The organism is Candidatus Rokuibacteriota bacterium, assembly GCA_030647435.1.
Taxonomy (GTDB): domain Bacteria; phylum Methylomirabilota; class Methylomirabilia; order Rokubacteriales; family CSP1-6; genus AR37.
In genome coordinates this window covers 1-11,124 of record JAUSJX010000066.1, presented here as the reverse complement: position 1 = coordinate 11,124, position 11,124 = coordinate 1, and the positions used below count along the sequence as shown (strand labels likewise).

Genomic DNA, 11,124 nt, shown 5'->3' with positions numbered 1-11,124 from the left:
GCCCTCCCCGCGGACCACGCTGACTCGCATACCGCTGTTTCCTCTCGTAAGGGGCCACGAGACTCGGGTCTTCGCCTTCGGCAGCGCGCAGAAGAGCGAAATCTCGTGGCTCCATGCGAGAGGGCACAACGGGATGCGAGTCAGCGTGGTCCCGGGAGGGCACCCCCCACCCCCGCCCGGGAATCGGCTAGGGGAACAGCTTCTCGATATTCCTGGAGGCGATCTTGTCGGCGACATCGGGCGGCAGCTGCTGGAGGAACCGGCGCGCCTCGGCCGCCATAGCAACCACTTGTTCCCACCGAGACGTCGTCCAGGTGTCGCTGCCGAGCATGAAGCGGTCGGCGTGGCGGATCAGGAGCGCGCGCCACGCCGGGTCGAGCGTGCCGCCCGGCGCAACGTCCCCGTAGCGGTAGGACAGGTCGGCCCAGAGGCTCGCGTGCTTGTCCATCAGCGCGCCCACGGCCGGAGCACCCGAGGACATGCCGGCGTGCGCCCAGATGATCCTCGACCTGGGCTCGATGGCGAAGAGCTCGATCACGGCGGCGTCGTCGGAATGCGCATGGAGATACAGGTTGCGCTGGACCGCGATCTCGGTGATCCGCTTGAGCACGGGCGTGTGGATGTCCTTGCCGTGGATGTGGAACTCGCCGATGCCCTTGTGGACGCCCTTGGCCAGCCGCTGCTCGAGGTAGGGGATGGTGGACGGGTCGCGCCACCACGTGCTCATGTCGTCGCGCGTGCGGTAGGGACGGAGGATCGGGATCACCCGCTTGGGGTCGCGCTCGTAGAGCTTCAGCGTGCCGTCGTCCGGCGTGCTCGACACGAGGGCGCGTGCGATTCCTGCCTTGTCGAGGATGGCGACGATCTGGTCGGGGGTGTAGACGCTCCAGTCGGGCCTGCTGTAGTGGATGTGCCCGTCGAAGAGCGGCGCATCAGCGGCCGCCGCCGGGCTGCCGGTCGAGAGGACGAGGGCCGCGAGCGCAACGATCAGTCGCATTGACCCAGAGGCTATCACAACTTAGGATGCCCGTCGGGGGAGGGCTTCCATGCTAGACGCCGTAAGCATGAACGAGATCAACAAGATCTTCGCCGTCATCGACGCCATGGGCGTCCACCGGGAGCAGGTGGTCATCCCGCTGGGCACGGGCAAGGGGCGGGTGCGGCGGCTGCCCAGCGGCAAGCTCGAGATCATCGTGGACGCCGAGACGCCGATCGATCTGTGGCTCCAGGGGCTGCCCGACCTGATCCGCGCCGCGCAGTCGGCGTGAGGGCTGCCGCGCGCCAGCGCCTCTCCTTCCTCCCGCTGCTGGCCGTCGTCTTCTTCAACGTCAGCGGCGGCCCCTACGGCATCGAGGATGCGGTATCCGTCTTCGGCCCCGGCCTCACCCTCTTGCTGCTGGCGCTCACGCCGCTCCTCGTCAGCACGCCCATCGCTCTCGCCATGGCGGAGATGGCCTCGGCGCTGCCCGAGGAAGGCGGCTACGTCGCCTGGGTGCGGCGCGCGTTCGGCCCCTTCTGGAGCTTCCAGGTCGGCTGGTGGAGCTGGCTCAACAGCTTCGTGGACGTGGCCGTGTACCCCGCGCTCTTCGCGGACTACCTGCGCTTCTGGCGCCCCGAGATGACGGCCGTCGAGCGCTGGCTGCTGGCGCTCGGCTTCGTCTGGCTCCTCACGGCCGTGAACCTCTCCGGCGTGCGCGTGACCGGCTGGGGCGCCGTGGCCCTCTCGGCCGGCGCGCTTGCGCCCATCGTCGTCCTCTCCGCCGCCGCGGCCTCACATGCCGGGCACGCGCCCTGGTCGCCCTTCGCCGCGCCGGGGCAGGGGCTCTGGAGCGGGCTCGGCGTCGGGATCGCGGTCATGATGTGGAATTACTCCGGGTGGGACACGCCGAGCACGGTGCTGGGTGAGACGAGCCAAGCCGGGGCCTCGTACCGCCGCGCGCTCTGGTGGTCGCTTCCGCTGATCGCGCTCGCCTACATCGTCCCCATGGCCGCCGGACTGGCCGCGACGGGAGACTGGCAGCGCTGGGAGACCGGCCATTGGCCGGTCGTCGCCGGCCTGGTCGGCGGGCCCTGGCTCGCGGGCGCGGTCGCCGCGGGCGCAGTCACGGCCACGGCCGGCCTCTTTCTCTCGCTCGTGCTGACCAACTCGCGGCTGCCCTACGCGCTGGCGCTCCAGGGCCAGCTGCCTCGCTGGCTGGCGGCAACGCATCCGCGGACCGGCGTGCCCTGGGCCGCGGTGCTCCTGTCGAGCGCCGTCTACAGCGTCTTCGCGCTCTGGTCCTTCAAAGAGCTCATCGTGCTGAACGTCTGGCTCTACTCGCTCACGCTCCTGCTCGAGCTCGCCGCATTCGTCGCGCTGCGCCTGCGGGAGCCCGCGCTGCCGCGCCCGTGGCGCGTGGGCGGCGGCGGCGCGGGCCTCTGGCTGACGGCGGCGCTGCCGTCGGCGGCGGCGCTCCTGGCGATGGCGACGGCGGGCTGGAAGAACACCGCGGCCGGAGTCGTGGCCGCGCTCACGGGCCCTGCAGCGTGGGCGTGGTGGAGGAGGAAAGGCGGATAGGACGATTCAGCGCGGGCGCCCGCGGGCGAGGCGCGCCGCGGCCTCGAGCGCGCTCTCGCGGGGCGCGACGGGCGCGATCCCGAGCCCGAGCCCGCGCGCCATGCGCCAGACCTCTAACCGGTAGGCGCGGTCTTCGAGGAGGCTGCCCGCCCAGCTGACGCCTATCGGTGAAGACAGCCGCGCTTCTCGGGCGGCAGCGCGCATGGTCAGCGCCAGAGCGAAGGCGCCCCGGGTCACCGCGAGACGCGCGGGGCCCCGCCCGCGGCGGGCGAGCTTAAGCACCCGCGGGGCGAACGCCGCGACCAGCAGGACGGCATTGGGAGCCTGCGCAAGCCGGCGCGCGCGCGCTGGATGAACCGCGGCGAGCCAGTCGCGGCCGAGGGCAAAGGCGGAGCCGCCGTCGCCGAACAGCGGGCCGAGCCCGCCCGCGCGGACCCAGCGGCCGCTCGCGCCGCGGCCGAGCACGATCGAGCCCGTGCCCGCGAGCACGAGCAGTCCCGGGCGACCGCCGAGCGCGCCGAGGTGCGCGGCCTCGGCATCGGAGAGGACGGTCACCCGTCGCGCGAGGCCCCGCAGGCTCGCGGCCGCGGCGCGGCGCTCCGAGGCCGTCCAGACCCCGCGCGTGGCCACGACCAGGTGCGCCACCCGGGCGAGCCCGAGTCGCCAGCGTCGCCAGGTCGCGCCGAGCGCGGCTCGCAGATCGCGGGACGCGGGCCTCCGCATGACCAGCCGCCGCCCGCGCCCGTCAACGGCGAGCACACGCAGCCAGGTGCCGCCCGCGTCGACGCCCACCGTCCAATTGCGCGTCATTGCGGCCATTTTGCCCCGGCACCCCGAATCTTCGACACTGAATTCTCAACGGGTCGCTACGTCTCATAACCTGTGAGAGACTGAAATTACGAGGCTGCCCTGTCACGAGGGCGAAACCACCACTAAGGGAGCGCAGACGCGATGTTGAACATCATGATGGCAGTGCTGCTGGCAGCGGCGGGCACCGCGACAGCGGCCGGCCCGACGGAGACGGTGCAGACAGCGGTGCAGCAGGTCTTCTCCAGCCAGGGCGGCCCGGCGGTCAAGACGCTCTCCACGGCCGAGCGGCGCGCCGACGTTCGCAAGATCACCGAGACCCTCTTCGACTTCACCGATATGTCCGAGCGCTCGCTGGGCAGCGCGTGGACCCAGGCGTCGCCGGCCCAGCAGCAGGAGTTCATCCGTCTCTTCAGCACCCTCATCGCCAACGCGTACCTGAGCAGGATCGAGCAGTACGCGGGCGAGCCCATTACGTATGTCAGCGAGAAGATCGACGGCGACGAAGCCTCGGTGCAGTCCCGCGTGGTGACGCCGAAGGGCTCCGATATCGGGCTCGAGTACCGGCTGTACCGCGCGGACAGCCGCTGGGCCGTCTACGACATCTACGTCGAGGGCATCAGCCTCGTGGGCAGCTATAAGGCCCAGTTCAACCGCATCCTCCAGCGCGGCTCTTTCGCCGACCTGCTCAAGCAGCTCCGCCAGAAGGTCGGCTCCTAGTCTTTCACGATCCCGCGGGGATCCCGCGGGGATCCCGCGGGCTTGAGCCATAATGGCGCGAGTCCATGGCCGAGCCCGCGGGATCCGCGCTCACCTGGCCCGACTTCGCCATCTTGGCGGCGTCGCTGGCTTTCCTCGTCGCCATCGGCGTCGCGTTCAGCCGCGAGCAGCGGGGGACAGCGGACTTCTTCCTCGCCCGCCGCCGCATCCCCTGGTGGGCCGCGTGCCTCTCCTTCCTCGCCACCGAGATCAGCGCCGTCACCATCATCGCGGTGCCGGCCACCGCCTACAGCGAAAACTGGGAATACGGGCAATTCTTCGTGGGCTCGAGCCTCGCCAAGCTCGCCGTCGCCTACCTCTTCATCCCAGCCTTCTACCGCTACGACTGCACGACGATCTACGAGTTCCTGCTCTACCGCTTCGGCCAGGCCAGCCAGGTGACGGGCTCGGTCTTCTTCTTCATCACGCGCCTCCTGGGGTCGGGGGTACGGCTCATGGCCGCCGCCCTGGCCGTCGCGGTGCTCGTGGGTTGGCCGCTCTGGACGACGATCGCGCTCTTCACGGTGGTGTCCATCACCTACATCGCGCTGGGCGGCGTGAAGGCCGTGGTCTGGACCAATGTCTTTCAGGCCTGCGCCTTCCTCGTGGGCGGCGCCTTGACCGTGGCCTTTCTCGCCTGGCGCATCGACGGCGGGCTCGGCGCCATGCTCGGGACGGCGGCGGAGGCGGGACGGCTGAGCGTGATCAACTGGGGACCCGTGCCGGGCGCGGGCGATTTCTGGCGTCGGGTGCTGACGGACCCGAACATCTTCTGGCTGGCGATCCTCAACGGCTTCATCGGGTCCATGGCCGCCTTCGGCACGGACCACGACCTCATGCAGCGCCTATTGACCGTCGAGACGCGGGGCGAGAGCCAGCGCACGCTGGCGCTCACGCCGATCGGCACGCTGGTGACGCTCTCGCTCTACCTGGCCATCGGCGCGGGCCTCTTCACGTACTATGCGCAGCAGCCGTCGGGGGCGCTGCCGCGGCCGGACGAGATCTTCCCGTTCTTCATCCGCACGGCGATGCCCGAGCTTCTGCGCGGCGTCATGCTCACGGCCATCGTGCTGGCCTCGATCGACTCGCCGCTCGGGTCGCTCTCGGCCTCCTTCGTCACCGACATCTACCGGCCGCTGCTGGCGCCTGGGCAGTCCGACCGCCACTATCTCCGGGTCTCGCGCGTCGCCGTCGTCGCCTTCGGGTTGATGCTGGCGGCGCTGGCCTGGGGCTTCTCCTTCTTCGACAAGATCCTCTGGCTCGCCTTCAAGATCGCCGGCGTCACCTTCGGCTCGCTCCTCGGCGTCTTCCTGCTCGGCCTGCTGACCCGCCTGCGCGCCAACCGGGCCAACGTCGCCGCCATGGTCATCATGGGCCTCGTCAACCTCGTGCTGCTCGTGCTCTCGGAGACGGGGGTGATCGCGCTCGCCTGGTCCTGGCTCGTCATCCTGGGCACGGCCGGGACCATGACGTTGGCCCCGCTGCTGGCGCCGGTGCTCGACCGCGAGAGGGAATCTCCCGCCTGACCCGGGCGGGCAGGCAAGGTAGAATCGGGTCGTGAACCCCGAGACCCCGGTTGCCGAAGACGCGCGCATCCGGCTCCGTGCGGGCCTGATCTCCCTGGTGGTCTCCGTGCTCTTGCTGGCGGCCAAGTACCAGGCCTACCGCATGACCGGCTCCACGGCGGTGCTCTCCGACGCCCTCGAGTCCATCGTCAACGTCGTCGCCGCCCTCTTCGCGCTTGGCGGCCTGCTCTTCGCCGGGCGCCCCGCCGACCGCAACCACCCCTACGGCCACGGCAAAATCGAGTTCTTCTCGGCGGCCTTCGAGGGCGGCCTCATCGCCTTCGCCTCGGTCCTGATCGTCTACGAGGTCGCGCAGAGCCTTCTCGCCGGGCCCGAGGTCAGGCAGATCGGCACGGGAGTCTTGATCGTCCTCGGGGCCGGGCTCGTCAACTTGGGCCTCGGCTGGTACCTGGTGCGCACCGGCCGCCGTTACCAGTCGCTGACCCTGGTCGCCGACGGCCAGCACGTCATCGCGGATTTCTGGACGAGCGTGGGCGTCGTCGTCGGGCTCCTGCTCGTGCACCTGACGGGCCGCGCGTGGCTCGACCCGCTGGTGGCCCTGCTGGTGGCGCTGTCGCTGCTGTGGACGGGCTTCCGGCTCGTGCGTCACGCCGCGGGCGGGCTCCTCGATGAGGAGGACCCCGTGCTGTTGAGTCGCGTGCTCAACGCGCTCCAGGGCTACGTCGGCCACGGCGTCATCCGCGTGCATCACCTGCGCGCCATCCGCTCCGGGCGATTCCACCACGTCGAAGCGCACCTGGTGGTGCCGGAGTTCTGGAGCGTGGAGCGGGCCCACGACGTCTCGGAGGACGTGGCCGCCCGCGTGATCCGTGACCTGGGCGTCGAGGGGGAGATGGTCTTCCACACCGACCCCTGCCACCGGACGTACTGCGCAGTCTGCGACCTCGAGGACTGCCCGATCCGCCGCGAGCCGTTCCTCAAGGTGACACCGCTCACGCTCGAAGAGGCCGTCCAGCCGGACATGCCGCATCCCGCGCCCTAAGCTCGCCTGCCGGGCGCTCTGATCACGGGAAGGGACACGCTATGAGCCTTGACGACACGGCGATCCAGAGATTTCTCGCGACCAAGCAGGTCGCGCTGCTCGCCACGGTGCGGGCGGACGGCGCGCCGCTGGCGATGCCGATGTGGTTTCTCCACGACGCGGCGACCGTGACCATGATCAGCGTCGAGGGCACCCAGAAGGTCCACAACCTGCGCCGTGACCCGCGGGTCTGCGTGGTGGCCGAGGCCGGCGGCGGGGGCGGGGACATACGCGGCGTGACCGTGCTCGGGCGCGCGGAGTTTTTGGACGACGGTCCCGCGCGGCGCGCCCTCATCGAGCGCTTCCACGAGAAATACCCTCGCCTGGCGACCCTGTGGGGTGGCCGGGTGATGCCTGCGAACCGCGTGATGTTCAGGATCGCGCCTGAACGGGTGAAGAGCTGGGGGCTCGCCTGACGCGAGCCTTCAGCCGTCGAGGGTCTGGTAGCCCCTTGCATCGGTCGTGCGGCCGTCCTTGTACTCCACGATCCGCCTCGGCGAGACGTGGGTCCCCAGGAGCCTCAGCACCTGATCGCCGACGACGCGGAAGCTGTGCGGGACGTTCGGAGGCAGCGCGATGGTGTCGCCCTTTTCCAGCCGGACTTTGCGATCCTCCCGGCCATCCATCCAGGCCTCGGCTACGCCGTCCAGGACGTGCAGGACTTCCATGTAGGGGTGCGAATGCACCGGCGCGACATACCCGGGCTGGGACGTCTGGATGCCGGTACGTATCGGCGTTGTGCCCGCATCGTCGCCGAGGATGAGCTGGTAGACGGCGTCCGGACCGAACTTGACGATCTCGGTGTCGGTGAGACGGATCACTTTCATGTCAGCCATGAGAGGTCTCCTGAAACGTCGCTTCCGGTGAGCTCGGGATCAGGTCGCCCGTCGATCATAGGCCGAGCAGGGCCTCGAGGTTTCGCCAGAGGATTCGCTCCTTCTCCTCCTGGGTCAGGCTCTCGAGCCCCTGCACCCAGGCGACGGGGGACGGATGCCACGGAACGAACGGCCAGTCACTGCCGAGCACCACGCGGTCGGCGCCGACCTGGTCGAGCAGGAAGCGCAGCGCGGCCTCGCTGCCCGTGATGCAGTCGTAGTAGAGGCGCCGCTGGTAGGCGCTCGGCGGCTGGGGGATGCGGCGGGCCTCGGGGCGGCCCTGCCAGCCGCGGTCGAGCCGTCCCATCGCGTAGCACGCCGGGCCGCCGCCGTGGGCGATGCAGACGCGGAGATTGGGACACGCTTCGAGGACGCCGCCCGCGATCAGGATCGCGACGACGATCGCGTCGTCGAGGATGACACCGAGGCTGTTGAAGAGCCCGTCGCGCGCGGTCCGCTCCATCAGGAAGTTGTGCTGCGGCTGCGGATGGAAGAAGAGGACCGCGCCCATCGCCTCGGCGGCCTTGAAGAGCGGCAGGTACTTCGGCTCGTCCCACTGTAGGCCGTTCACCTGCGTGTCGAGCTCGGCGCCCTTGAGTCCGAGGACAGTCACCGCGCGCTCCAGCTCGTCGATGGCAGCCTTCACGTCCTGCACCGGCAGCGTGGCGAGGCCGGCGAAGCGCCGCGGCCACCGGCGGGTCATGTCCGCGATCTCGTCGTTGACCTCCCGCGCGAGCTGCCGGCCCTGCGCGGGGTCGAGGTGGTAGCCGAAGAACGGCGTGTGGATCGAGATGACCTGGACGTCGACGCCCTGCGCGTCCATGTCTTCCATCCGCTCTTCCGCCGTGAAGCGCACCTTGGGCGACGTGAAGCCGGTGCGTTTGCCGTTGCCCACGACGGTGCCGATGCCCTCGCCCGGCTCGTGCCGATAGCCGTACCACGCAGCGCCGGCGTCGGCGGCGCGCCACAGCGACTGGGGGACGACATGAGCGTGAATGTCGATCGTGCGCATGTTAGTTGGTAGCGACCGTGCCCGCGGCGGCGTGCTCCTTGATCGAGACGCGCCAATGGATGCGGTCTTCCTCGGGCGGATAGTCGCCCGCCGCCCTGTGGTACGAACAGCGGTTGTCCCAGATGACGATGTCGCCCTTGCGCCATGTGTGGCTGTACTCGGCGCCGGGCTGGATCATGCGGCCGGTCAGCTCTTCGATCGTTGCGTCACTCTCGCGCTCATCGAGACCCTCGATGCGCAGGATCTTGCCGGGATCGAAGTAGAGGCCTTTGCGCCCGGTCTCGGGATGCGTGCGGATGATCGGATGGAAGACGGGCGTCCAGTCGCGGTCCTCATCGTTGAGCAGCGCCGTCGCCTTCCGGCGGCCGCCGTAGGTGAAGGCCCCGCGAAGGCCGTCGAGCCGCCGCTTCAGCCGCTGCGGCAGCGCCTCATACGCCGCGTACATGCTGGCGAACAGCGTGTCGCCGCCCCTGCTCGGAACCGCGAGGGCATAGAGCTGGGTCGCCTTGAACGGCTCCTGATCGTACGCGCCGTCGGTGTGCCATCCTTCGGCGCCACGTCGATAGATGGCCATGTCGAGCGCGCCGTCCGGGCCGAACTTGTTGACGCCCAGCAGGGTGATCTCGGGATAGGCCGGGTGGCGCGTTGTCTTCGACGGGTGCGGCTGCACGAGCCCGAAGCGGCGGCTGTAGCGCAGGAAGTCTTCGATCTGGAGATCTTCCTGACCCCGCACCACGAGGACGTTGCTGTCGAGCCACGCTCGATAGATCACGGCAAAGCTCGCGTCGTCGAGCGTCCTGACGTCGATCCCGTGGATCTCGGCGCCGATCTGCGGCCCCATGCGGCGAACCTCGATCATGGCTGGGAGGATATCATCAACGGCGGGGCCTCGGTTTGACCTGTCCCTGGCGGTCTGGCACGATCGGCGCGATGACAACGGCCGACGTCGTCGAGCTCGATCGGCACCGCTACATGACCCTCGCCACATTCCGCCTCAATGGCGCCGAGGTCGCGACCCCCGTCTGGTTCGCCGCGGCCGATGGCAGGCTCTACGTGTTCACGGCCCAGCAGTCGGGCAAGGTCAAGCGGCTGCGGCATTCCCAGCGGGCGCGGGTCGCGCCTTCGGACGCGCGCGGACGGGTTCGTGGCGAGTGGCGGGAGGCCACCGCGCGCATCCTGACCGAGCCCCGCACGATCGAGCGCGCCCACGCGGCGCTTCAGGCAAAGTACGGCTGGCAGATGCGCGCTACCAATCTCCTGTCAAGTCTCATCGGCCGCATCAGCCACCGCGCCTGGCTCGAAATCCAGCTATAGTTCCACATATGGGAGATTCCAATGACGTTCGCCCCTGAGCACGACGTCCCGATCCCGTACATGCAGCGCACGCGCGACTACTATCTGGCGCTCGGCTACGGCGCGTATCGCTGGGCGCACTGCGACGACGTACCGTTCACGGCGCTCAACACGCCTCTGGCGAAGGCGCGCGTGGCGCTGATCACGACGGCCGCGCCGTACCAGCCAGGGCTCGGCGACCAGGGGCCGGGAGCGCCGTACAACGCCGCCGCGAAGTTCTACAAGGTCTACTCCGACGCGACGGACACGGTGCCCGACCTGCGTATCTCGCACGTCGGGTACGACCGCATCCACACCACGGCCCAGGATCTGAACACCTGGTTTCCGCTGGCGCGCCTGAATGAAGCCGTGAAGGCGGGACGGATCGGGGCGCTGACGTCTCGGTTCCACGGTGCGCCGACCAACCGGAGCCACCGGGTGACGATGGAGGCGGACGCGCCGGAGTTGCTCCGGCAGTGCCGGGAAGACGGCGCGGATGTGGCGGTGCTGGTTCCCAGCTGACCGGTGTGTCACCAGACCGTGAGTCTGGTGTCCAGGCATCTCGAGGCCAACGGCATCCCGACCGTAATCATGGGATGCGCCAAGGACATCGTGGAACACTGCGGCGTTCCGCGCTTCCTCTTCAGCGACTTCCCGCTCGGGAACTCCGCGGGGTGCCCGTTCGACGTCGAATCGCAGGCGCGAACGTTGGAGCTGGCGCTGCGCGTGCTGGAGGGAGCACCCGCGGGCCGGACCACGGTGCAGTCGCCGCAGAGATGGCGCGCCGACGCGTCCTGGAAGCTCGACTTTTACAACCTCGACAAGTTGACGCCCGAGGAGATCGCCGAGCGCCGCAAGGAGTTCGACGTCGTGAAGGCCATCGCGAAAGGAAAGCGCGAAGAAGGCGGCGGCGGCGCATGAGCAAGCCGTTCGCCGGCGTCCGGATCCTCGACTTCACCCGGTACCTCGCGGGCCCGTACGGCACCTACCAGCTGGCGCTCCTCGGCGCCGACGTCCTGAAGATCGAGTCGCGCGACGGCGACGAGACGCGCAGCCAGTTGATCAGCAAGGAGTGGGCGGAGCGCAAGATGCCGCCGGGCTTCCTGGCGGTGAACGGCAACAAGCGCAGCATCACGCTCGATCTCAGGCGGCCGGAGGCGGTCGAGGTCGTCAAG

The 11,124-nt window shown here is 69.4% G+C and carries 14 protein-coding genes; 9 read left to right on the top strand and 5 right to left on the bottom strand.

Going from position 1 to position 11,124, the window contains the following annotated elements:
• Nucleotides 1–187 precede the first annotated feature (187 nt).
• A complete protein-coding gene (locus Q7W02_12360; protein ID MDO8476960.1) occupies nucleotides 188–997 on the bottom strand; it encodes an amidohydrolase in 810 nt (269 codons plus the stop codon).
• A gap of 49 nt (nucleotides 998–1,046) precedes the next feature.
• Between Q7W02_12360 and Q7W02_12355 the strand changes: the two genes are divergently transcribed.
• Entirely contained in the window at nucleotides 1,047–1,268 is a 222-nt protein-coding gene (locus Q7W02_12355) for a hypothetical protein (GenBank protein ID MDO8476959.1), read from the top strand.
• Nucleotides 1,265–2,557, top strand: coding sequence for an APC family permease (locus Q7W02_12350; GenBank protein ID MDO8476958.1), 1,293 nt, complete (start codon nucleotides 1,265–1,267; stop codon nucleotides 2,555–2,557). Before Q7W02_12355 ends, Q7W02_12350 begins: the two co-directional genes overlap by 4 nt.
• A 6-nt stretch (nucleotides 2,558–2,563) precedes the next feature.
• Here Q7W02_12350 and Q7W02_12345 read toward each other — a convergent pair whose 3' ends face one another.
• A complete protein-coding gene (locus tag Q7W02_12345; protein MDO8476957.1) occupies nucleotides 2,564–3,367 on the bottom strand; it encodes a BadF/BadG/BcrA/BcrD ATPase family protein in 804 nt (267 codons plus the stop codon).
• A 141-nt stretch (nucleotides 3,368–3,508) separates the two neighbouring features.
• Between Q7W02_12345 and Q7W02_12340 the strand changes: the two genes are divergently transcribed.
• From Q7W02_12340 to Q7W02_12325, 4 genes are all read left to right on the top strand, one after another.
• Nucleotides 3,509–4,084, top strand: a complete 576-nt coding sequence (locus Q7W02_12340; GenBank protein MDO8476956.1) for an ABC transporter substrate-binding protein — start codon at nucleotides 3,509–3,511, stop codon at nucleotides 4,082–4,084.
• Nucleotides 4,085–4,149: 65 nt separating this feature from the next.
• Nucleotides 4,150–5,649, top strand: coding sequence for a hypothetical protein (locus Q7W02_12335; GenBank protein ID MDO8476955.1), 1,500 nt, complete (start codon nucleotides 4,150–4,152; stop codon nucleotides 5,647–5,649).
• Nucleotides 5,650–5,680: 31 nt separating this feature from the next.
• Entirely contained in the window at nucleotides 5,681–6,691 is a 1,011-nt protein-coding gene (locus Q7W02_12330) for a cation diffusion facilitator family transporter (protein MDO8476954.1), read from the top strand.
• A gap of 41 nt (nucleotides 6,692–6,732) precedes the next feature.
• Complete coding sequence (locus Q7W02_12325) at nucleotides 6,733–7,146, top strand: TIGR03618 family F420-dependent PPOX class oxidoreductase (protein MDO8476953.1); 414 nt, start codon at nucleotides 6,733–6,735, stop codon at nucleotides 7,144–7,146.
• Nucleotides 7,147–7,155: 9 nt separating this feature from the next.
• On the opposite strand, the gene Q7W02_12320 is transcribed toward Q7W02_12325, so the two are convergent.
• The 3 genes from Q7W02_12320 to Q7W02_12310 are packed head-to-tail and all read right to left on the bottom strand — an operon-like array spanning nucleotide 7,156 to nucleotide 9,476.
• Complete coding sequence (locus Q7W02_12320) at nucleotides 7,156–7,566, bottom strand: cupin domain-containing protein (protein MDO8476952.1); 411 nt, start codon at nucleotides 7,564–7,566, stop codon at nucleotides 7,156–7,158.
• Nucleotides 7,567–7,621: 55 nt separating this feature from the next.
• Complete coding sequence (locus tag Q7W02_12315; GenBank protein MDO8476951.1) at nucleotides 7,622–8,617, bottom strand: amidohydrolase family protein; 996 nt, start codon at nucleotides 8,615–8,617, stop codon at nucleotides 7,622–7,624.
• Nucleotide 8,618: 1 nt separating this feature from the next.
• On the bottom strand, nucleotides 8,619–9,476 hold the full coding sequence (locus Q7W02_12310) for a TauD/TfdA family dioxygenase (GenBank protein ID MDO8476950.1): 858 nt from the start codon (nucleotides 9,474–9,476) through the stop codon (nucleotides 8,619–8,621).
• Nucleotides 9,477–9,547: 71 nt separating this feature from the next.
• On the opposite strand from Q7W02_12310, the gene Q7W02_12305 reads away from it, so the two are divergent.
• From Q7W02_12305 to Q7W02_12295, 3 genes are all read left to right on the top strand, one after another.
• Nucleotides 9,548–9,931, top strand: coding sequence for a PPOX class F420-dependent oxidoreductase (locus Q7W02_12305; protein ID MDO8476949.1), 384 nt, complete (start codon nucleotides 9,548–9,550; stop codon nucleotides 9,929–9,931).
• A 21-nt stretch (nucleotides 9,932–9,952) separates the two neighbouring features.
• Nucleotides 9,953–10,870 (top strand): glycine/sarcosine/betaine reductase selenoprotein B family protein, encoded by a 918-nt coding sequence (locus Q7W02_12300; protein MDO8476948.1) that lies wholly within the window; start codon nucleotides 9,953–9,955, stop codon nucleotides 10,868–10,870.
• A partial coding sequence (locus Q7W02_12295; protein ID MDO8476947.1) for a CoA transferase occupies nucleotides 10,867–11,124 on the top strand: 258 nt, incomplete at its 3' end. The genes Q7W02_12300 and Q7W02_12295, both read left to right, overlap by 4 nt.